Source organism: Mediterraneibacter massiliensis, from assembly GCF_001487105.1.
GTDB classification, from domain to species: domain Bacteria; phylum Bacillota; class Clostridia; order Lachnospirales; family Lachnospiraceae; genus Mediterraneibacter; species Mediterraneibacter massiliensis.
In genome coordinates this window covers 2,119,706-2,141,331 of the sequence record NZ_LN913001.1, presented here as the reverse complement: position 1 = coordinate 2,141,331, position 21,626 = coordinate 2,119,706, and the positions used below count along the sequence as shown (strand labels likewise).

Below are 21,626 nucleotides of genomic sequence, written 5' to 3'. Positions count from 1 at the left end.
GGGGGCATAAGTGGGAATCGCAGAACTAATGATCCTGGCAGTGGGTTTATCAATGGATGCCTTTGCGGTTTCTATCTGCAAGGGGCTGGCTATGCCAAAGCTGTCTAAGAAAGCCATGGTGATCGCAGGACTTTGGTTTGGGAGTTTTCAGGCGTTGATGCCTCTTATGGGGTATTTTCTTGGTTTTCAGTTTAGAGAGAAAATTACGGCGATCGATCACTGGATCGCCTTTATACTGCTGACGATCATCGGAGCGAATATGATCAAAGAGTCTTTTGCGCGGGAAGAGGTCTGTGAAGAAGCAGACGCATCGCTTGATGTAAAAACAATGTTTGTGCTTGCGGTAGCCACAAGTATCGACGCTCTGGCGATTGGCATTACATTTGCATTTCTCGATGTGCAGATCGGACAGGCTGTCTTATTGATCGGGCTGATCACATTTGTGATTTCAGCGGCAGGGGTGAAAATTGGAAATATTTTCGGTATAAAATATAAGACAAAGGCAGAACTGGCAGGCGGGATCATTTTGATCGTACTTGGTGTGAAGATTCTGCTGGAACATTTGGGACTGCTTTGAGCAGGTGTGTGTATTTGGGGGAATTGGTTGTGTTTACAAAGCTTCCGTGGTAAACTAAAAAGAGATAAAGGGCAGGGTGCGCCTGCTGGCGCGCCGGGCAGCAGAAATTACGGGATAGATAAGGGGCGGTAAAAATGGCGGTACCGTTATATATTAGAAAAGAATATTTCAAAGGTGTGATACTCACGGATAAGAGCGCCCATATATTGGAATTTTGTTATAAGAAGGAGACAGTCAGTGTCTACGAGGAGGGAACGCTGCTGTTTTGTCTGCACTATTATCTGGAGAGTAAGTTTAAAGCGGAAATACTGGACTTTTATCTGATCGACAGGCGTTTGAGAGGACTGGGATATGGTACGGTCTGTATGACAGAGATACTCGAACAGCTCAGAAAAAAAAGTGTGACGATGGTAAAGGCGCCTCTTGGTTATGCAAAACTGCCGGAAGGTTATGTAAGCAAAGAGCAGTATCAGCAGCTGTTGGGCGGCTTTTATGAAAAGACAGGCTTTTCTCTCGGAGGAGACGGGAATACTGCGCTTCAGATCTTAAATTAGTGACAGGAGAGAATAAAGGCAGGGTATAGGAATGTATAGGATTTTAATCATTGAAGATGATTTGGCGATGGCACAGGCAATGCAAAAGGAGATGCAGGTCTGGGGCAACGAGGCGGTATATGTAGAAGAATTTCAGGATATAGTAAAGCAGTTTGCAGAATACGATCCGCATTTGATTCTTCTGGATATAACGCTTCCTTTTTATAATGGTTACTATTGGTGCGGCGAAATACGAAAAGTATCTAATGTACCGGTTATTTTTATTTCATCTGCTGCGGATAATATGAATATCGTGATGGCTATGAATATGGGAGGAGACGATTTTATCGCAAAGCCGTTTGACTTAAATGTACTTGTGGCGAAAGTGCAGGCGGTACTGCGCAGAACATACGACCTCACAGGGAAAGTGCCTGTGATCGAACACAAAGGGGCTTTGTTAAACCTCTATGATATGACATTTATATATGACGGCAGAAAGATCAGTCTGACGAAAAATGAGTTTCGGATCTTGCAGACGCTGATGGAAAATAAAGGGCGCCTTGTCAGCCGTGATACATTGATGACAAAACTGTGGGAGACAGATGACTATATTGAGGAAAACACATTGACCGTGAATATCGCGCGTCTGCGCAAAAAGCTGAAGAATGAAGGCCTGGATGAATTTATCACGACAAAGGTAGGAGAAGGCTATATCATAGCGTAGTATCTGAAAGAAGCACCTTGCCGGACTATGCCTGGCAAGGCAGGCGCTGCAGTGTGCCAAATGGGGATAGAAAGGAAAGAAATGGTGAAAAAAGAAAAAAACGGCGTGAAATTGTTTTTAGAGTATTTATATGAGCATCGTTTTACTGCTGTGTGGGCATTAGGCTGTATCTTATGCTTCACGGCAGTATTTCTGTTATATCAGATAGAATTGCGGGCAGTGTATTATCCGGTTTTGCTTTGCGCGGTATTTAGTCTGCTGTTTTGTATACCCGGATATAACAGATATAAAAGAAAGAGAGAAATACTAAATAGGCTGGGGGATGAAAAAGGAACTGTTACAGAGTTGCTTCCTTTTGCAGATGCTGGATTAGAGAGTGCATACCAGGCGCTGGCAGCGCGTATGGAAGAAACACAGCGTAAAAGTGAGGAAGCTTGGATACAGTCACAAAAGGACATGCAGGATTATTATGCCACATGGGTACACCAGATTAAAGCGCCGATTGCGGTGCTGCGGGTGCTTTTACAGAGAACGGATACAGAAGAAAATCAGGAAATGCGTTCTGAATTATTTCGGATCGAACAGTATGTAGAAATGGCATTGTACTATACGAGGCTGCAGGAAGACGCATCTGATCTGGTTCTTAAAGAAATTGATCTGGATAGGATCGTGCGTAATGCGATCCATAAATACGCAGGACAGTTTATAAGGAAAAAGCTCCGGCTCGTGTATGGGGGGACGGATAAGACTGTACTTACGGATGAAAAGTGGCTGTCTTTTATACTGGAACAGTTTTTATCCAATGCGGTCAAATATACAAAAGCAGGAGAAGTGCGTATAAAGGTAAATGACAGAAAACAGCTGACGGTAGAAGATACTGGTATTGGCATAGAGTCCGAGGATATACCGAGGATCTTTGAAAAAGGGTATACAGGCTATAATGGACGGATGGACAAAAAATCGACAGGGATCGGTCTATATCTTGTAAAACAGGCTGCCGGCAAGCTGGGACATTCTCTGCATGTAGAGTCTATTCCGGGAAAGGGAAGCCATTTTACGATTGATTTGGCTTCCTATCCATTGCAGGTGGAATAAGAAAATTCAGTTTTAGAAAGAGGGTGTACGGAGAAACAGACATGACAAAATTGTCACATAGAGCGGTTATAATGTCACAGATTTCGATGTCGGCATTATGGCCGCTTTGCTATACTGGTTCCAGAACAAGTAAGGAGGATATAACACAATGGCGATTTTAGAAGTTAGAAATCTAAAAAAAATATATAAGCCTCGTTTTGGAGGCAACCAGGTACAGGCTCTCTCCAACGTTTCTTTTTCGGTAGAAGAAGGCGAATATGTGGCAATCATGGGAGAAAGCGGCTCCGGTAAGACTACGCTGTTAAACATCCTGGCAGCCCTGGATAAACCGACGGCAGGAGAAATCTTCTTGGAAGGAACAGCGCTTTCTTCGGTGCAGGATAAAAAAATCAGCGAATTCAGAAGGGACAATCTAGGCTTTGTATTTCAGGAATTTAATCTACTGGACACATTTACCGTACAGGATAATATTTTTCTACCTCTTGTATTAGAAGGAAAGCGTTACAAGGAGATGAAAAAAAAGTTGGATCCGATTGCCAGGGAGCTGGGAATCACGGCACTGCTCAATAAATATCCCTATGAAGTCTCCGGGGGACAAAAGCAGCGCTGCGCAGTGGCAAGAGCGCTGATTGCGGATCCTAAACTAGTTCTTGCTGATGAACCTACAGGGGCTCTGGATTCAAAATCCACAGATGAATTATTAGGCCTGTTTGCGAAAGTTAACCAGAAAGGGCAGACGATCCTTATGGTGACACATTCTGTAAAAGCGGCGAGCAAAGCAGGACGCGTACTTTTTATCAAAGACGGGGAAGTATTCCATCAAATTTACAGGGGAGGCATGACGGATGAACAACTCTATCAGAAGATTGCCGATACACTGACGATACTTGCGACAGGTGGTGAAGTGCGATGAAGATAGGATTCTATTGTACACTTGCGGTGACAGGCATAAGGAAAAATAAAAAACTGTATTATCCTTATATTCTGACTTGTATCTGTATGATCATGATGTTTTATATTATTTGTTTTCTGACCTACAGTGGAGAGTTTAGATCCATACCAGGAGGAGAGGCGATGCAGTCTACCCTTTCTTTCGGATGCGGCGTTATAGGCATTTTTTCGCTTATTTTTCTGTACTATACGAATTCTTTTCTCATCCGGCGAAGGAAAAAAGAGTTTGGGCTCTATCATATCCTGGGGATGGGAAAACGCAATCTTACAAAGATCCTCATATGGGAAAATATTCTGACGGCGTTTGTGTCTCTTGCGCTCGGACTTATCAGTGGTTTTCTGTTGTCTAAAGCAGCTGATCTTCTCTGCGTGCGGCTTATAGGTGGAGAGTTTGGATTTTCCATGCATATTGAGCCGAAAGCAATCGGAATAACAGTGCTTTTATTTGCGGGAGTGTTCTTTCTGATCATGCTGCGCATGCTCGTACACATTTACCGTTCCCGTCCGATAGAACTGCTGCAGAGCGAAAGTTTGGGAGAAAAACCACCCAAGGCGAATTGGATGATCGCTGTCCTTGGTGTGCTCCTGCTTGTTGGAGCATACTATATCGCACTGCATATTGAGGAACCGGTTACGGCGATGATGTGGTTTTTTGTAGCGGTCGTTATGGTGATCTTTGCAACGTATCTGCTATTCATTACTGGTTCTGTGGCGTTTTGCAGACTTTTGCAAAAAAATAAAAGTTACTATTATAAAACAAAACATTTTGTTTCTCTTTCTTCCATGGTATATCGGATGAAACGAAACGGGGCAGGACTTGCATCGATCTGTATTCTTTCTACTATGGTGTTGGTGATGCTCTCCTCCACAGCGTGTCTGTATATCGGCGCTGATGATAGTTTGAGAGGAAGGTATCCGAGAGATATTGTAGTGGATATTTATTCCCAGAATGAAACATATGTGAATGTGATACAGGAGACGGTATCTGCGGTCCTGGAAGAACATGAGGAAAAGGAGGAACATATACTGCAGTACACGATGCTGGATATGGCAGGATATCAGGCAGGAGATACGATCTATCTGGATCCAGCGAGCATAGAGGCTGGGGTAGATATGTTTGAAGATATACGACAATTGTTTATCATTCCTCTGGCAGATTATAATCGTTTGATGGAAAAGACAGAGACATTAAAAGAGGATGAAGTCATGATCTATATGACCAAAGCGCCCCGGAGCGGGAAGACTTCAGGCTACGGACATGACACCATTACGCTGGATGGTATGGGGACCTGGCAGGTGAAAAAGGCGGTGCCGGAATTTGTGGCAAATGGCATCGATGCACAGCAGGTGATGTCCTCTCTGTTTATATTTGTAAAAGATGAAAAGGCGATACAACAGTTATACGATGGACAGGCGGCTGTATATGGAAAAAATAAATCTTATATGCATGTATATTATGGCTTCGATTTAAGTTGTGATAAGGAAAAGCAGATTGCGATTACAAAGGAACTCAAAGAACGGATATTCGGCTGCGTGGAACAAGAGGATGCCTTTCCGCCGGTGACAGTGGAGGGAATTGAGCAGGAACGCTCCTGGTTCTATGGATTATATGGCGGCTTATTCTTTTTGGGGATTTTGCTGGGAACTATTTTTATCTTTGGCACAGTGCTGATCATGTATTATAAACAAATATCGGAAGGATATGAAGATCAGGGCAGATTCGAGATTTTAAGAAAGGTAGGGATGAGACAAAAAGAAATCCGGCAGAGCGTTAATTCACAGGTATTGACGGTATTTTTCCTTCCACTTGTTATGGCCGGGGTGCATATAGCATTTGCCTTTCCATTGATTTCAAAAATGTTGCTATTGTTCGCAATTACAGATAAAAAGCTCCTGCTATGTATTACGGGGATTTGTTATGTTGTCTTTGCTATATTTTATATAGTCGTTTATATTGTGACTTCTAGGGGATACTATACAATTGTAAGCGGAAAAAAAGAGCGTCAGTGAGACGCTCTTTTTTAGATCTTTATGGATCCAGTCTTTTGATGAAATTGCCGGATACAGAACAGCCTTCGTTAAATACCATAAAGGCATTGGGATCGATTCCATTTACAATCTGTTTGATAGTAGATACTTCATGTTTCGATATGACGACAAAGAGGATGGAAGAATGTTCGTTTGTATAGGCGCCTGCTCCATCCCAGTTTGTGACGCCGCGTCCTGTCTGCTGCATGATCGCCTGGGGAATACCCTCCTTTTTCGTAAAAATGATAACACTCATATTGATGTTCTGGATATGTACTCTGTCGCATGCGATCGAATATACGACACCGTAAATAAGCGAGTAGATGACGATCTCGATATTGAACATGACAAGACAGATACCATAGACAAAAATATTAATGAGTAAGGACATTTTCCCGACACTGAAACTGTGGAATTTTTTCGTAAAGTATAATCCAAGTATATCCTGTCCGCCTCCAGAGCTTCCTCCGCGCAGAATGAGTCCGGAACCGCTGCCGGCAATAATACCTCCGATAATGCAGGCAGTCAGGTAATCATCAATGATCGGCTCAATAGGGATCGGGATGAAAGTCAGTGCCGCAGTCTGTATCAGGATCGTGACGATAGAACGTATAAAAAAATTTTTTCCCATTGTCCATGCCAGATAGATCAGCGGAAGATTGATCAGCAGATAAATAATCCCGGCAATATCCGTCTGCCCGAAGGACAGATGAAATACCTGTAAGAAAAACGTTCGAATCAACTGGGAAATACCCATAAAACCACCGTTGTATAGGGACAAGGGCGTGATAAATACATTAAGCCCAAAGGCAAACATTACAGAACCAAGTGTGGCATATCCCATTCCGTTGAGTCCCATGCGCCGCATAGCAGCAGAAAATTTTGATGACATAATATAACAGCTCTCCTTTTCCTGACAGAATTTTTCTATAAAAACTATTAAGTATTATAACAGGTTCTAGACTGCGGTACAATATAAAAACGGAGATTTTTTATAAGAAAGGAACGTTTATCGGAAGTACGGCAGAAAGCGTATCTGGAGACGTTCTTTTTTATATCTGAGAAGGTGTCTCAAGACGACGGTGGCAGAGATGAGGATAGACCCGTATATAAAAGAACGAACTGGCAGTGTGCGGATACAGGAGATAGTAAAACAGAAAAATGTGATGATGCTGCGGAACAGATGAGGTTCTATGATAATGATCACAGAAAATAAGAGGTAGAAAACGATCAGATACAACAGAGGAGTGAGGAACGGATACAGCCCCATAAGGCAGCCGAAAGACACAGCGATAGCTTTGCCGCCTTGTCTGGGATGCAGGAAAGGGAAAGCATGACCGATGACAGGAGCAGCCATGATAAGACAAAATAAAGAGGAACGATAAGAGACAAAGCGTGCAGCAAGAAAGACAGGAAGAAATCCTTTGGCTAACTCTAAAAGTAAGACAAAGATACCGACCTTGATGCCGGCACAGGAAAAAGCATTGAAGGTACCGGGATTTTTATCTTTACTTATCTGACGTATATCAATCCCGCAGAAAAACTTGGGAATGATGTACGCATAAAGGATACTTCCTGAGAGATACCCGATGATCATGAAAAAAATATAATCAGACATGTGATCCTCCTGCTGCTTCTGTAAATTCACGCAGAAGCTGGTAAGTTTTTTGCGCGGCATCTTTTGCGATCGTTCTTTTTTGGGCGGCGCACATTGCATGTTTCAACTCCTCGTCCCGGAGCAAGTTTTGTCCAGCGCAGATCTGCCCGTGAAATCTCCGTGATGTAAGCGAGAGACCATGAGCCGTGAAAAATTCCAGATTTCGTGTTTCACATCCAGGGATCGGACGCGTGTGGACGATCGGGATTTCCTTGACGGCAGCCTCTGTGCTGGTAAGCCCGCCGGGCTTTGTAAAGAGGACGTCACTGGCATCCATGTAGGCAGAGATGTGTTCGGTATAGCCTAATATACGTATATTTTCCTGATTTTGAAAAGATTTCTGGAGTATTTTGCGCAGCTTTTTATTATTTCCGCAGATGACAATGATATATTCATTTGCGGAGAGAGTCTTCAGCAGTTCAGCCACAAAAAAAGGAATCTTTCCAAATCCCATACTGCCGCTCATGATCAGATAAACATGGGCGTTTTCGGGGATACGGCAGATTTTTCGCGCATGGTTTTTACTGCCTACACCTGCGAAAGCCTTTCTGACCGGTATCCCATAGGGTTTTAATTTATGAGCGGGGATCCCCTTTTTTGTAAATTCCTCTGCGAGAGAGGCATGAGGGATAATATAGGCATCACAGTTTGTTTCCTCCCAGAAAGGGATACAAGTATAATCTGTTTCCACGGCGACGACTTTTTGTTTCAACATCCCTTTTTGCTTCATATAGGTAAGTGTTTCTGCGGCAAAAAGATGGACGGTCACAATAACATCACAGGGATGGGAATCCAGATATTTTTTCAGTCGTTCTGCGAGGAGAGTATTTGCATAATAGACGGGGGATTTCCTCTTTTTAGAACTGACAAGTGTGCCGGCTTTATAGAGAAGCTGGAACAGTCTGGGAGCATGGGTGACAATTCCGATATAACTGCCGCCTACCAGACGGGAGATACGTTTCCCGGCAAGGAGCATAATATCTACGAGCTCTGCGTTGTCACCGTGAGAGAGAATACATTCTTTGAGTGCCTTGCCGGCATAATTGTGTCCTTCTCCTGTATTACAAGATAAAATCAATACATTCATCATATAGTCGGTCTCATTTCTATGTCCATAAATCTGTGGTTGCTTCGAACAGTATGCCCTGTTTTTATCTGATCATATCACAAAGCCTGCGAAAAAAATAACAACAGGTATGGTGAAAATGGATACAAGGGTGGAAAATGCAAAAATTTCCGAAGAATAGGTATAGTTCTGCCCATAACGGATTGCCATCATTGTTCCGGTGGTAGCAGTAGGGCATGCAGCAGCTATCAAAACAGTGTATGCCACATCATGAGGCATCTTACATAAGAAAAGAGCTGCAAGAGTCAGCAGAGGAACTGCCATAAGTTTCAAAACAGCGGCTCTGTATATTTTAAAAGTAGAGAACAATTTCTTTAAATCTGCCTGTGCGACAGAAAAACCGGCAACCATCATGGCAAGCGGAGTGTTCATGTCTGCGATATACTCTATAGGATCCAGAAGGATCTCGGGAATCGCTATGCGGGCAAAAAACAGCAGTAAGGCGGCACCTGTCGCAAGTACAACAGGAGAGAGCATGCCTTCCCGGAGTTCTTTTAGGCTGAACTCCTTTTTCATAAGGCTTAAGCCATGCGTCCAGGAAAAAAGATTAAAAACCGTGATGTAAGCGGCAAGAAAAAACACGCCCTTGTCACCGAGCACACTTTGGATCAATGGGATCCCGATAAAACCACAGTTTGAATAGACCACACTGTAACGCTCGATACAGTAATCCGGATTATTCTTTGCAGGGACAAGAAGGTTTGCGGCAAATACTGCGAGGATATGTGAGACAGCTGCCGCAAGGAAAGCAAGCAGGAGTCCATGTATCAGTTTAGGGTCATACTCGGTCTGAAATGCAGTGATCATAACACAGGGATTGACTACAAGAAGGAGTAGATTAGACACAGCACGGTTGCCTTCCTGCCCTACCAGCTTGATACGATAGCAGATAAAAGCCAGCAGCATGATAAAAAACATTTTCAGAAGTTGACTAAATATTAGTATAAACATAAAATAAAAGGTTTCCCCCTCTTCTTTATCAGCGGTCGATCCCAGCCTGCAGCTCATCAGCCCAGGTCTGGAGACTATAAGTATGTCCGTTGAATAGTTTTAAAATAACCCCTGTAGGATGGTCCTCATTCGCGAATGCGTTTGCCTCGTCTGTATCTACATGCATGGCAAGGGAAAAAGAAGGATCGACCCGGACGACCACATCGGAAAAGATGAGGGAACGTTCATAGCTGGTCGTAATGACAAAGACAATATCATTATCTTTGACATGTGCGCGTATTGCATCTACAGGAGTCATATGGATATGTCGTTTTGCGACAATCACTCCTTTTTCAAGCTGTACTTTGCCGCTGGGTCCGATGAGGAGGCAGCCTGGCGTATCATCCAGGTCTCCAGACTGGCGTATGACGCTGGGAATGCCTAAACGCCGTGCGTCAGTAACCGAGATCTCCACCTGCGTATGAGAACGACAGGGACCAAGAACGATGACTTTTTCAAAACGTCCTTTCGGCCCGACGACAGTAAGACGTTCTTTGCAGGCATATTGCCCCGGCTGACTCAATTCCCTGAAAAAGGTAGGGCGGGAACCAGGACCGAATAAGATTTCAAAGTCCTGCTGTGACAGATGGATATGTCTTGCAGATGTCTCGATTGGAATTTTTAAGTTCATATTTCCTCCTGCTGGTAAAAAATCTTTACTATGCCGGTATGCGTTTGCATACTGGATAACTCTTTCAATTCTAGCAGAATCATACTATGTTTTCAAGTAAGAGAAGAATACGGGGTGACTTTTGTGCAAAAAATATGTTAAGATTTTGCTAAGAAAAGATAAAGTCAGATTGTCGGGGAGATTATGGCATGTTATTTTTGAGATACGTGTGTAAAAACACGAAAGGAAAGACAAAGGAGAAAATGAAATGGGAATAAAAGATATACTCTCCCTGTTGGGAGGTCTTGCTTTATTTCTGTATGGCATGCAGATGATGAGCAATGGGCTGGAGTCGGCGGCAGGAAATAAGATGAAATCAATCCTTGAAAGACTGACTTCCAACAGGATCAAAGGGGTACTTGTAGGTGCCGCTATCACGGCGGTGATCCAATCCTCCTCAGCCACGACAGTAATGGTCGTGGGCTTTGTGAATTCTGGTCTGATGACGCTGAATCAGGCTGTCTGGGTCATTATGGGAGCCAACATTGGTACTACGATCACAGGACAGCTTATTGCGCTGGATATAGGAGCGATTGCTCCGCTTTTCGCAATCGGCGGTGTAGCTTCTATTATGTTTATCAAAAGTGAAAAGGTGCATCATATCAGCGGCATTTTTGCAGGGCTGGGGATTTTATTCATGGGAATGGATATGATGGGAGCGGCTATGGAACCGCTTCAGAATTCGGAGACGTTCCTACAGTTTATGACGAATTTTAAGAATCCGCTGGTGGGCATTTTGATCGGGGCTGTGTTTACAGCGATCATTCAGTCTTCATCTGCCTCTGTGGGTATTTTGCAGGCACTTGCAGGTACGGGGATGATCCCTCTTTCCAGTGCGGTATATGTACTGTTCGGGCAGAATATAGGTACGTGTATCACAGCTGTGCTGGCTTCCATTGGTACGAAAGTCAATGCCAGAAGAACGACGGTCATCCATTTGATGTTTAATATTTTTGGGTCCGTTTTATTTACTGTCATCTGTCTGGCAACGCCTTTTGTCTCCTGGATGGAAGCCATGACTCCAGGGAATCCTGTGTCGCAGATCGCAAATGTACATACTGCATTCAATATTGTGACAACGCTGCTCCTTCTTCCGTTTGGGACATATATGGCAAAAATCGCAGTCAGAGTCCTCCCGGACAGCAAAAAGGAGGAAGATGAGGAGTACTGTTTAAAATATATCCGTCCGTTTGATTCCACTTATGCGATCGGTCAGGGAGCGGTAGCAATCTCACAGGTGCATGATGAGGTCAGCCGAATGAGAGATATGGTTGCAAAAAATATCAACGACGCTTACGATATACTTATCCGATACGATAACAAAGCACGGAAAAAGGTAACGGAAAGAGAAGAATATATTGATTATTTAAACAGAGGTATTTCAGAATATATTGTTTCTATGATGGGAAATGAAAAATCGTTTTCAGATTCAAAACAGATGAATGGTTTTTATGTGATCATCAGTAATCTGGAACGAATGGGAGATCATGCGGTGAACCTTGCTGAATATGCGGATGATCTGAAAAAGTGGGAACTGAAGTTTTCCGAGAATGTACTAGAAGAACTAGATGACATGAAAAAACAATGTCTTGCGGCATTAGATATCATAAAAGATGTCCGGCTAGAGCAAGCTGGCTATGTGCTGAATAAAGCGTCTGCGATCGAACAAAAAATCGATGATACAAGAGACAAATATTTTAAAAAGCAGATGCAGAGGCTTAAAAAAGGTAAATGTAAGCCGCAGACGGGGATTATCTTTACAGAGATTTTAACGGATTTTGAGAGACTGGGAGATCATGTGAAAAATATTGCCCAGCAGTACGATGAAATGGGAAGCTAAATGCGTATATTTTCCTCTGATTTACAGATACTACTTGTATCTGCAAAAGTTACCAGATGCGGTGTAGTCAGGATAAAATGTAAGAATGTAAAATGGAGGGAATTTTATGAAGGCAACAGGAATCGTAAGACGGATCGACGATCTGGGAAGGGTGGTCATTCCGAAAGAAATAAGAAGAACCTTAAGGATCAGAGAAGGAGATCCACTGGAGATTTTTACAGATAGGGAAGGCGAAATCATCCTAAAAAAATACTCTCCTATCGGAGAACTGGGGACATTAGCCAGGCTGTATTCAGAAAGTCTGGCGCAGACGATGGGCTGTACTGTCTGTATCACAGATATGGATCAGATCGTAGCTGTCTCAGGAAATGGGAAGAAAGAACTGAAAGAAGCCTATATTACCAAGGAATTGGAACACGTACTGCAGCAGCGTGTCCAGGTTACGGAAAAGGCGGGCAGTACAAAATTTGCGGCGATTGCGGCAGGAACACAAGAATATATAGAGGAGATCATCAGTCCGATCTTATGTGAGGGAGATGTGATAGGCTCCGTCGTATTTCTCAGAAAAGAAGAAAAGAAAAAATTCGGGGAAGTGGAATGTAAGGTGGCGCAGAGTGCGGCAGAATTCCTGGGGAGGCAGATGGAGCAATAGCATAAAACTCCTTGAACAGGCATAGGATGTAGAAACAGACAGAAGGTCTGGGCAAAACTATGCAGATTCTAGGAGGAAAGAGATGGAAAAGAATACAAAAAACAGCCGAAGCGTGGAGACAAAATTACTCTGGCTGCTGAAATCCCTTTTATGCGCGTATGTTGTAACAGGTATTTTACTGTTTATTCTGACGCTGCTTTTATACAAGCTGGATCTTGATGAGGGAAAAGTGACGGCAGGGATCGTGGGTATTTATATATTGTCCACTTTTGCAGGCGGTTTTATGATCGGGAAGCTTGCAGGTGTCCGCAAATTTATTTGGGGGATGCTTGCAGGTGTTTTCTATTTTGTGCTTTTGCTTTTGATCTCCCTTGGCGTTTACCACACATTGCAGTCAGAGTGGCAGAATATGCTGACAACCTGCCTTCTGTGTGCGGGAGGCGGCATGCTTGGCGGAATGCTTTCCTGAGAGAAAAAAGGGGTTTAAAAACTAAAAACAGTATGGTATAATAACGAAATAACAGGTGCAGACAGACACCATATGAACTAGGAGGAGAGAAAATGAAACACATTAAGACACTGAATACACAGACTTTGAATCATACAGTAAAAAAAGGCGGATGTGGTGAGTGCCAGACATCCTGTCAGTCAGCATGCAAGACATCCTGCACAGTAGGAAATCAGACATGTGAGCATAAGAAATAAGTATAACAGCAGCTTTTGCTTTTGGCTGAAGAAAAAGGGGAAAAAAGAGGCAGCGGCGTTTACCGCTGCCTTAGCGTTGTTATTAGGCGAGAGAGAGTTTTGCCTTTAGGCGCATAATAGGAAAATAATGAATTTAGAAATGAAAGAGAGATACATATCGTGATTCATCAGTATCAGAATAATGGATATTATATTGTATTAGATGTCAACAGCGGCTCTGTACATGTAGTAGATAAATCTGCTTATGAAGTGATCGAAATACTAAAAGAAGAAAATCCGGATCATACAGAACAGACATTAAAGCAGCCGCATACACTGTACAATTTAACAAAACATCTGGGGGGAAAGTACCCGGAAAGCGAGATAAAAGAGATTTTAGAGGCAGTGACAGAACTGACAAAAGAGGGAAAGCTCTTTACGCAGGATATTTATGAAGGATATATCGGGGAAGTGAAAAAAAGAAAGACTGTCGTGAAGGCACTTTGCCTGCATATAGCCCATGACTGCAACCTTGCCTGCAGATACTGTTTTGCAGAGGAAGGGGAATACCATGGAAGACGAGCCTTGATGTCCTATGAGGTGGGAAAGAAGGCGCTGGATTTTCTTGTGGAAAATTCAGGAAACCGACGGAATCTGGAGGTGGATTTCTTTGGCGGAGAACCTTTGATGAACTGGACAGTCGTGAAGCAGCTCGTGGCGTATGGGCGTGAACTGGAGAAAAACCATGATAAGCATTTTCGCTTTACATTGACGACAAATGGCGTACTTCTTAACGATGAAGTGCAGGAGTTTGTAAACCGCGAGATGGATAATGTAGTATTAAGTCTGGACGGAAGGAAAGAAGTCAATGACAAAATGCGCCCGTTTAGAAACGGCAAAGGCAGTTATGATCTGATCGTGCCGAAGTTCCAGAAGCTTGCTGCGAGCAGAAATCAGGAGAAATATTACATCCGCGGGACATTTACAAGGGAGAATCTGGATTTCTCTGAAGATGTTCTTCATTTTGCAGATCTTGGATTTGAGCAGATTTCGATCGAACCTGTGGTAGGAGAAGATACGGACGCATATGCGATACAAAAAGAAGATCTGCCCCGGATTTTTGCTGAGTATGATAAACTGGCAAAGATCATGGTGGACAGGGAACGCGAAGGAAGAGGTTTTACCTTTTTCCATTTTATGTTAGATCTAGAGGGCGGTCCCTGTGTGGCAAAACGTCTGTCCGGATGTGGTTCAGGTACGGAGTATCTGGCGGTGACGCCGTGGGGAGATCTGTATCCGTGCCATCAGTTTGTGGGAAATGAAGAGTTCTTGATGGGGAACGTAGAAGAGGGGATCACACATCCCGAGATCGCGGAAGAATTCCGGGGATGCAGCGTGTATTCGAAGGAAAAATGCCGGGACTGTTTTGCCAGATTTTATTGCAGCGGAGGATGCATGGCAAACTCTTATAAATTCCACCATACGATTCATGATACGTATGATGTGAGCTGCGAGATGGAGAGAAAACGTGTGGAATGTGCAATTATGATAAAGGCAGCGCTGGCTGACGAGGAAGAAAGGAATGGAAAGCATGAAGAAAAGTAAAGGCATCGGTACTCTGCTTATCATTGCGGCGTTTATGATTTTTTTGGGATATACGACCATATTTGGACTCGGAAAATTCGGCGGCGCGGCGAAGAACATCAATTTAGGTCTGGATCTGGAAGGCGGCGTGAGCATCACCTATCAGGTGAAGGGCGAGAAACCTTCTGAAGAAGACATGTCAGATACGATCTATAAATTACAAAGACGTGTGGAACAGTACAGCACAGAGGCACAAGTCTATCAAGAGGGAGACGACCGTATCAGCATTGAGATACCGGGAGTTACAGATGCAAATGCAATCTTGGATGAATTGGGGCAGCCGGGCTCCCTGTATTTTATCCGGGAGAAAGATACAGAAGGAACAGCAAACTACGCATTGGATTCTGCAGGCAACTACGTGCTGAATAAATCTATAGAAGAGATAGAAAAAGACGGTTCCATCCTGCTGACAGGATCGGATGTGAAGAGTGCTTCCGCCGGAACACAGCAGGACAATACGACGTCGGAGACGAAAAATGTTGTACAGCTTTCTTTTAATAAAGAAGGAACCAAAAAATTTGCCGATGCGACAAAGACGGCAAAAGAGGCCGGCGAGACGATCGCCATTTACTATGACGGGGAACTGATCAGTGTGCCCAGAGTTAATGCTGTCATTGAGGATGGGCAGGCGATCATTGAAGGAAAAATGACATATGAAGAAGCGGACAATCTGGCATCTACGATTCGTATTGGCGGACTCAATGTGGAACTGGAAGAACTGCGTTCGAAGGTAGTAGGCGCACAGTTGGGAGAAGAGGCGGTAAGCACCAGTCTAAAGGCGGGTGCTATCGGACTGGCAGTTGTATTTATCTTTATGATCATTGTATACCTCCTTCCAGGACTGGCATCCAGTCTGGCGCTTTTGATCTATACAGAACTGATTTTAGTTCTTTTAAATGCGTTTGACATTACGCTGACACTGCCGGGGATTGCAGGAATCATTCTGGGAATCGGAATGGCAGTGGATGCGAACGTGATCATCTTTGCACGTGTCAAAGAGGAACTGACGGCGGGAAAAGCGGTCAAATCTGCGCTTCACGCAGGTTTCCACAAGGCAATGTCTGCCATCCTGGATGGAAATATCACGACGCTTATCGCGGCGGCAGTACTGTGGTTAAAGGGCAGCGGTACAGTCAGGGGATTTGCGCAGACTCTGGCGCTTGGTGTGGTCGTATCTATGTTTACTGCGTTGGTGATCACAAGATTGATCATTTATTCACTGTATGCGGCCGGAATACGCAGCGCCAAAGCATACGGACGCCCAAGACCTGCCAGAAAGCCGATTGATTTTATCGGAAAACGCAAAGTATTTTTTATTATATCGATCATCCTGTGCCTGTCAGGCATCGTATTTATGGGAATACACGCAGGAAAAGGCGAGGGAGCCCTCAATTACAGTATGGAATTTAAAGGCGGTACTGCCACGACAGTGACTTTTGATAAAGAATATACGTTGGAGGAGATCGACAGCCAGATCGTTCCGAAGTTAGAAGACGTGACAGGCGATAAAAATGTGCAGGTACAGAAAGTGGAGGGCACGAACCAGGTGATTTTCAAGACCCAAACATTGTCTCTGGAAAAGCGAGAAGCATTTAATCAGGTAATGACAGAGGATTTTGGCGTCAATGAAGAAAAAGGGATCACATCCGAAAATATCAGTTCTACCGTAAGTTCGGAAATGCGGACAGACGCAGTCATTGCAGTGACTATCGCGACGATCTGTATGCTTTTATATATCTGGTTCCGGTTTAAAGATATCCGGTTTGCGACCAGCGCCGTGCTGGCTCTTCTGCATGATGTACTGGTAGTATTGGCTGTATATGCGATTGCGAGAGTTTCTGTGGGAAATACGTTTATCGCGTGTATGCTGACGATCGTAGGGTATTCGATCAATGCGACGATCGTTATTTTCGACCGTATCCGGGAAGAACTTAGGACAAAAGGAAAAGAAGATCTTGCCCTGCTCGTGAACAGATGTATTACGGCGACATTGACAAGAAGTATTTATACGACTTTTACAACTTTTATCATGGTAGCTATTCTGTATGTTATGGGAGTAAGTTCTATTAAGGAATTTGCGCTTCCGCTTATGGTGGGAATCGGCTGCGGCGCATATACGTCTGTGTGCCTGACAGGATCACTGTGGTATGTGATGAAGACGCGTATCGGAAAGAAAACACAGAATATACCGGCAAAAACAGGGAAAAAGAAATAATCCGGCAGGACTTAAAAAGACTGCAGAAGCGGGATAAAACAGGATGCCGGGGTATGAAGGAGTTTGTCTCCTTATACCCCGGCATTTGTTGAAGGAGGCACTTATGGAGAAATGGTTTATAGCCATGAAAAAGGCGGATTTTCAAAAGAATGCAGACAGGTATCATATCTCCCCGATCGTAGCAAGACTGATACGCAACAGGGAGGTGATCTCTGAACAGGACATCGATCTGTACTTAAATGGGACGATCGCGGATCTATACGACGGCATGCTGATGAAAGACATGGATAAAGCAGTGGAGATCCTTGCGGAGAAGATCAGGGAAAAGTCGGCGGTACGTATTATCGGCGATTATGATATTGACGGAGTCAACGCTACCTATATATTGAAAGAAGGACTGTCAGGCTTAGGAGCCGACGTAGATACCGATATTCCAGATCGGATAAAGGATGGATACGGTTTGAACCGTATGCTGATCGACCGGGCGTTGGAGGACGGGATTGATACGATTATTACATGTGATAATGGGATTGCGGCGAAAGAAGAAATTACCTATGGGAAAGAGAAGGGGCTTACGATACTCGTAACCGATCATCATGAGGTACCCTACGCAGAGCTTGGCGGAGAACGGGAATATATGCTTCCTCCTGCGGATGCGGTGGTGGATCCGCACAGAACGGACTGTCCGTATCCATTTAAAGGCTTGTGTGGGGCAGCAGTTGCGTATAAGTTGGTAGAGGCATTGTATAATGTGATGGGACGGGATGCAGAAGATATGGATTATCTGATGGAAAATGTTGCCGTCGCCACAGTCGGAGATGTGATGGATCTGATTGGAGAGAATCGTATCTTTGTAAAGCAGGGGCTGGAAATGTTAAAAAGAACAAAAAATGAAGGCTTAAAAGCGCTGATCGCTTGTACCGGTATTTCGGCGGAACGTTTAAACGCCTATCATATCGGCTTTGTACTTGGTCCCTGTATGAATGCCAGCGGCAGGTTGGATACGGCGAAGCGTGCGCTGGAACTGCTGGAAGCAAAGACGCACAGAGAGGCGGTCATGCTGGCAGAGGATTTGAAGGCTTTGAATGACAGCCGCAAAGAGATGACAGAAAAAGGAGTAGAACAGGCAATAGTAGAGATAGAGAGCAGCGATCTGAAAGATGATAAAGTGCTGGTGGTCTATCTGCCGGACTGCCATGAAAGTATTGCGGGGATCATTGCCGGACGTATCAAGGAGAAATATTATCGTCCTACATTTATTTTGACCAAGGCAGAAGAGGGGGTAAAAGGTTCTGGCCGTTCGATCGAAAGTTATCATATGTTTGAAGAGATGTGCAAATGCCGTTCCCTTTTTACAAAATTCGGCGGGCATAAGCTGGCGGCCGGTTTATCTTTGCATGAGGAAGATGTGGAGAAATTCAGACAGACGATCAATGCATTGGCAGATTTAAGTGAGGAAGACCTGCAGATGAAGGTGTCTATAGATATGCGGCTGCCTTTTACCTATGTGACAGAACAGCTCATAGAAGAGTTGGAATTATTGGAGCCTTTTGGAAAAGGCAACACGAGACCTCTTTTTGCAGAAAAGGGGCTAAAAGCGTTAAGACCTCGGATTTTTGGGAAAAATCAGAATGTACTCAAATGTATTTTAGAAGATAAAGAAGGGAATCGCTTAGATGCGGTGTATTTCGGAGATGTACAGGCATGTTTAAAGAAAATGCAGGAGAAACAGACTCTTTCTGTGACCTATTATCCTACGATCAATGAATTCAGGGGAGAGCGGACAAAGCAGATCACGATCGTCAATTACCAATAAAATGTTTGAAAATTGTGAGAATAATGCTATACTAAAAAATAACAATGCCCATACATAAGGGCACTGTACCTATCAGATAACTATCAGAGAAAGGGGGCATTGATATGGCAGGTACGCTGGAATATGAGCTGTTGAACAGAAATCTGGAGATTGTAGACGGACACGCGGTAAAAGCGCCTGAAGATTATCAAGACCCTGAACAATTATATCAGGCATTGATCGCAAGAGTACGAAAATACCATCCGTCGGCAGATATTACGATGATAGAAAAGGCATATGCTATCGGGAAAGCGGCGCATAAAGAGCAAGTGCGCAAGTCGGGAGAACCTTATATCATCCATCCATTGTGGGTTGGGATCATTCTTGCAGAATTGGAGATGGACAAAGAGACGATCGTGGCAGGAATGCTCCATGACGCCGTAGAAGATACGGACATGACGCTGGAGGAAGTTGTCGGGGAGTTTGGAGAAGAGGTGGCTCTGCTCGTGGACGGAGTTACGAAGTTGGGACAGTTATCCTATGCAAAAGATAAACTGGAAGTACAGGCAGAAAATCTGCGTAAGATGTTTTTGGCAATGGCAAAGGATATCCGTGTTATTATCATCAAACTGGCAGACCGTCTCCACAACATGCGTACACTGGAATTCATGATACCCGAGAAGCAGAAAGAAAAAGCGAGGGAGACGTTGGATATATATGCGCCGATCGCGCAGCGGCTCGGTATTTCTAAAATCAAGACAGAATTAGATGATTTATCCTTAAAATATTCACAGCCGGAAGTCTATTATAACTTGGTAAAAGAGTTAAACGAACGCAAGACAGAGCGGGAAGAGTTCGTACAGCAGATCGTGGAGGAAGTATCCAGCCATATGACGAATGCGCATATCCAGGCAAAAGTGTATGGCAGAGTCAAACATTTTTTCAGTATATATAAGAAAATGGTCAATCAGAATAAAACACTTGACCAGGTATATGATCTGTTTGCGGTGCGTATTATCGTAGATTCTGTGAAGGACTGTTATGCGGCTCTCGGAGTGATCCATGAGATGTACACGCCGATACCAGGACGGTTTAAAGATTACATTGCCATGCCTAAGGCGAATATGTACCAGTCCCTTCATACGACGCTGATGGGACCGTCGGGACAGCCGTTTGAAATCCAGATACGGACAGAGGAAATGCATAAGACGGCGGAGTATGGTATCGCGGCGCACTGGAAATATAAAGAGGGCGGCGACACAACAAAGAGTATGAAGGCGCAAGAAGAAGAAAAGTTAAGTTGGCTGCGCCAAATACTCGAATGGCAGAGAGATATGTCAGATAATCGGGAGTTTTTAAGTCTGCTTAAAGGCGATTTGGATCTGTTTGCAGAGGATGTCTACTGCTTTACGCCAAACGGTGATGTGAAGAATCTGCCAAACGGGTCTACGACGGTCGATTTTGCCTATTCTATCCACAGTGCGGTAGGAAACAAAATGGTCGGGGCGCGTGTCAACGGAAAACTGGTAAATATAGACTATAAGATACAAAACGGAGACAGGATAGAGATACTGACCTCACAGAATTCCAAAGGCCCAAGCAGAGATTGGTTAAATATCGTTAAGAGCACACAGGCGAAAAACAAGATCAATCAGTGGTTTAAAAGAGAGTTTAAAGAGGAAAATATCATCCGCGGCAAAGAGCAAATCGTCTCCTACTGCAAAGCAAAAGGTTTTAGCAGTGCAGATATCATCAAGCCGCAGTATCAGCAGATCGTACAGAAAAAATACGGTTTTAAAGACTGGGATTCTGTACTGGCAGCGATCGGGCATGGGGGCCTGAAGGAAGGGCAGGTTGTCAATCGTCTGCTGGAAGAATATGAAAAAGACCATAAAAAAGAGATCACAGATGAGACGATACTGGAAAAAATATCCGAGGCCAACAACCAGAAGGTGCATATTGCGAAATCAAAAAGCGGGATCGTCGTCAAAGGGATTGATGATATGGCAGTGCGTTTTTCAAAATGTTGTAATCCGGTGCCGGGTGATGAGATCGTTGGTTTTGTAACACGGGGAAGAGGCATGTCCATTCACCGCACAGACTGCATCAATATGCTCCATCTGACAGATAAAGAAAGGGAGCGCTTGATCGATGCTGAATGGGAAGAAAATGCGGCGGAGGAAAGCGGCGGGCAATATTTGGCGGAACTGAAGATGTACGCGGCTGACCGGCAGGGACTTCTGATGGATATATCCCGCATTTTTACGGAGGCAAAGATCGATGTTAAGTCTATGAATGTCCGTACCAGTAAGAAGGGCACGGCGACGCTGGATGTGGGATTTACTGTACACGGCCGAGAGGAGATGAACCGTGTAACAGAGAAATTGAGGCAGCTTGACGGTGTTATAGATATTGAGCGGACAGCGGGGTAGAAAGAATGAAACA

At 44.1% G+C, this 21,626-nt stretch carries 19 protein-coding genes; 14 read left to right on the top strand and 5 right to left on the bottom strand.

Annotation, left to right across the window (positions count from 1 at the left end):
* Positions 1-10 precede the first annotated feature (10 nt).
* The 6 genes from BN3282_RS14370 to BN3282_RS14345 all read left to right on the top strand — a co-directional run bounded on the left by BN3282_RS14370 (position 11) and on the right by BN3282_RS14345 (position 5,890).
* Positions 11-577 carry a manganese efflux pump MntP gene (locus tag BN3282_RS14370; RefSeq protein ID WP_059070230.1) on the top strand — a complete coding sequence of 189 codons (567 nt, stop codon included), beginning with the start codon at positions 11-13 and terminating at the stop codon, positions 575-577.
* 134 nt (positions 578-711) lie between these two features.
* Positions 712-1,131: an N-acetyltransferase gene (locus BN3282_RS14365; protein WP_059070228.1), complete on the top strand. Its 420-nt coding sequence runs from the start codon at positions 712-714 to the stop codon at positions 1,129-1,131.
* A gap of 31 nt (positions 1,132-1,162) precedes the next feature.
* Positions 1,163-1,834, top strand: coding sequence for a response regulator transcription factor (locus tag BN3282_RS14360; protein ID WP_059070226.1), 672 nt, complete (start codon positions 1,163-1,165; stop codon positions 1,832-1,834).
* 60 nt (positions 1,835-1,894) lie between these two features.
* On the top strand, positions 1,895-2,929 hold the full coding sequence (locus BN3282_RS14355; protein WP_242866648.1) for a sensor histidine kinase: 1,035 nt from the start codon (positions 1,895-1,897) through the stop codon (positions 2,927-2,929).
* A gap of 148 nt (positions 2,930-3,077) precedes the next feature.
* On the top strand, positions 3,078-3,842 hold the full coding sequence (locus BN3282_RS14350) for an ABC transporter ATP-binding protein (protein WP_059070225.1): 765 nt from the start codon (positions 3,078-3,080) through the stop codon (positions 3,840-3,842).
* Positions 3,839-5,890 (top strand): ABC transporter permease, encoded by a 2,052-nt coding sequence (locus BN3282_RS14345; RefSeq protein ID WP_059070223.1) that lies wholly within the window; start codon positions 3,839-3,841, stop codon positions 5,888-5,890. The genes BN3282_RS14350 and BN3282_RS14345 overlap by 4 nt, the downstream gene beginning before the upstream one ends.
* Before the next feature lie 19 nt (positions 5,891-5,909).
* Here BN3282_RS14345 and BN3282_RS14340 read toward each other — a convergent pair whose 3' ends face one another.
* The 5 genes from BN3282_RS14340 to BN3282_RS14320 all read right to left on the bottom strand — a co-directional run bounded on the left by BN3282_RS14340 (position 5,910) and on the right by BN3282_RS14320 (position 10,312).
* On the bottom strand, positions 5,910-6,800 hold the full coding sequence (locus BN3282_RS14340) for a YitT family protein (RefSeq protein ID WP_117975461.1): 891 nt from the start codon (positions 6,798-6,800) through the stop codon (positions 5,910-5,912).
* A 117-nt stretch (positions 6,801-6,917) separates the two neighbouring features.
* Positions 6,918-7,526, bottom strand: a complete 609-nt coding sequence (locus BN3282_RS14335; RefSeq protein WP_059070221.1) for a glycerol-3-phosphate acyltransferase — start codon at positions 7,524-7,526, stop codon at positions 6,918-6,920.
* Positions 7,519-8,652, bottom strand: a complete 1,134-nt coding sequence (locus BN3282_RS14330) for an MGDG synthase family glycosyltransferase (protein ID WP_059070555.1) — start codon at positions 8,650-8,652, stop codon at positions 7,519-7,521. Before BN3282_RS14330 ends, BN3282_RS14335 begins: the two co-directional genes overlap by 8 nt.
* 72 nt (positions 8,653-8,724) lie before the next feature.
* Positions 8,725-9,642, bottom strand: coding sequence for an AEC family transporter (locus BN3282_RS14325; protein WP_059070219.1), 918 nt, complete (start codon positions 9,640-9,642; stop codon positions 8,725-8,727).
* A 28-nt stretch (positions 9,643-9,670) separates the two neighbouring features.
* A complete protein-coding gene (locus BN3282_RS14320) occupies positions 9,671-10,312 on the bottom strand; it encodes a phosphate propanoyltransferase (RefSeq protein WP_059070217.1) in 642 nt (213 codons plus the stop codon).
* A 247-nt stretch (positions 10,313-10,559) separates the two neighbouring features.
* On the opposite strand from BN3282_RS14320, the gene BN3282_RS14315 reads away from it, so the two are divergent.
* From BN3282_RS14315 to BN3282_RS14280, 8 genes are all read left to right on the top strand, one after another.
* Complete coding sequence (locus BN3282_RS14315) at positions 10,560-12,191, top strand: Na/Pi cotransporter family protein (RefSeq protein WP_059070215.1); 1,632 nt, start codon at positions 10,560-10,562, stop codon at positions 12,189-12,191.
* A gap of 106 nt (positions 12,192-12,297) precedes the next feature.
* Positions 12,298-12,843 carry a stage V sporulation protein T gene (spoVT, locus tag BN3282_RS14310; RefSeq protein WP_059070213.1) on the top strand — a complete coding sequence of 182 codons (546 nt, stop codon included), beginning with the start codon at positions 12,298-12,300 and terminating at the stop codon, positions 12,841-12,843.
* Between the two features lie 82 nt (positions 12,844-12,925).
* Positions 12,926-13,312: a TIGR04086 family membrane protein gene (locus tag BN3282_RS14305; RefSeq protein ID WP_059070211.1), complete on the top strand. Its 387-nt coding sequence runs from the start codon at positions 12,926-12,928 to the stop codon at positions 13,310-13,312.
* A 92-nt stretch (positions 13,313-13,404) separates the two neighbouring features.
* Positions 13,405-13,548 (top strand): six-cysteine ranthipeptide SCIFF, encoded by a 144-nt coding sequence (gene scfA, locus BN3282_RS14300; RefSeq protein ID WP_059070209.1) that lies wholly within the window; start codon positions 13,405-13,407, stop codon positions 13,546-13,548.
* A gap of 159 nt (positions 13,549-13,707) precedes the next feature.
* Entirely contained in the window at positions 13,708-15,132 is a 1,425-nt protein-coding gene (scfB, locus tag BN3282_RS14295; RefSeq protein WP_059070207.1) for a thioether cross-link-forming SCIFF peptide maturase, read from the top strand.
* Positions 15,119-17,386 (top strand): protein translocase subunit SecDF, encoded by a 2,268-nt coding sequence (locus BN3282_RS14290; protein ID WP_059070553.1) that lies wholly within the window; start codon positions 15,119-15,121, stop codon positions 17,384-17,386. Before scfB ends, BN3282_RS14290 begins: the two co-directional genes overlap by 14 nt.
* A gap of 103 nt (positions 17,387-17,489) precedes the next feature.
* Positions 17,490-19,202 (top strand): single-stranded-DNA-specific exonuclease RecJ, encoded by a 1,713-nt coding sequence (gene recJ / locus BN3282_RS14285; RefSeq protein ID WP_059070206.1) that lies wholly within the window; start codon positions 17,490-17,492, stop codon positions 19,200-19,202.
* A gap of 104 nt (positions 19,203-19,306) precedes the next feature.
* Positions 19,307-21,613, top strand: coding sequence for a RelA/SpoT family protein (locus BN3282_RS14280; RefSeq protein ID WP_059070204.1), 2,307 nt, complete (start codon positions 19,307-19,309; stop codon positions 21,611-21,613).
* The last annotated feature ends 13 nt before the right edge of the window (positions 21,614-21,626 follow it).

Excerpts from the sequence above, each read along its gene's own strand:
- recJ (WP_059070206.1), top strand. The coding sequence starts at position 17,490 with ATGGAGAAATGGTTTATAGCCATGAAAAAGGCGGATTTTCAAAAGAAT.
- BN3282_RS14365 (WP_059070228.1), top strand. The coding sequence starts at position 712 with ATGGCGGTACCGTTATATATTAGAAAAGAATATTTCAAAGGTGTGATA.
- BN3282_RS14335 (WP_059070221.1), bottom strand. The coding sequence starts at position 7,526 with ATGTCTGATTATATTTTTTTCATGATCATCGGGTATCTCTCAGGAAGT.
- scfA (WP_059070209.1), top strand. The coding sequence starts at position 13,405 with ATGAAACACATTAAGACACTGAATACACAGACTTTGAATCATACAGTA.
- BN3282_RS14350 (WP_059070225.1), top strand. The coding sequence starts at position 3,078 with ATGGCGATTTTAGAAGTTAGAAATCTAAAAAAAATATATAAGCCTCGT.
- BN3282_RS14290 (WP_059070553.1), top strand. The coding sequence starts at position 15,119 with ATGAAGAAAAGTAAAGGCATCGGTACTCTGCTTATCATTGCGGCGTTT.
- BN3282_RS14345 (WP_059070223.1), top strand. The coding sequence starts at position 3,839 with ATGAAGATAGGATTCTATTGTACACTTGCGGTGACAGGCATAAGGAAA.
- BN3282_RS14305 (WP_059070211.1), top strand. The coding sequence starts at position 12,926 with ATGGAAAAGAATACAAAAAACAGCCGAAGCGTGGAGACAAAATTACTC.
- BN3282_RS14360 (WP_059070226.1), top strand. The coding sequence starts at position 1,163 with ATGTATAGGATTTTAATCATTGAAGATGATTTGGCGATGGCACAGGCA.
- BN3282_RS14340 (WP_117975461.1), bottom strand. The coding sequence starts at position 6,800 with ATGTCATCAAAATTTTCTGCTGCTATGCGGCGCATGGGACTCAACGGA.
- BN3282_RS14280 (WP_059070204.1), top strand. The coding sequence starts at position 19,307 with ATGGCAGGTACGCTGGAATATGAGCTGTTGAACAGAAATCTGGAGATT.
- BN3282_RS14320 (WP_059070217.1), bottom strand. The coding sequence starts at position 10,312 with ATGAACTTAAAAATTCCAATCGAGACATCTGCAAGACATATCCATCTG.
- BN3282_RS14355 (WP_242866648.1), top strand. The coding sequence starts at position 1,895 with ATGGGGATAGAAAGGAAAGAAATGGTGAAAAAAGAAAAAAACGGCGTG.
- BN3282_RS14325 (WP_059070219.1), bottom strand. The coding sequence starts at position 9,642 with ATGTTTATACTAATATTTAGTCAACTTCTGAAAATGTTTTTTATCATG.
- spoVT (WP_059070213.1), top strand. The coding sequence starts at position 12,298 with ATGAAGGCAACAGGAATCGTAAGACGGATCGACGATCTGGGAAGGGTG.
- BN3282_RS14315 (WP_059070215.1), top strand. The coding sequence starts at position 10,560 with ATGGGAATAAAAGATATACTCTCCCTGTTGGGAGGTCTTGCTTTATTT.
- BN3282_RS14330 (WP_059070555.1), bottom strand. The coding sequence starts at position 8,652 with ATGAATGTATTGATTTTATCTTGTAATACAGGAGAAGGACACAATTAT.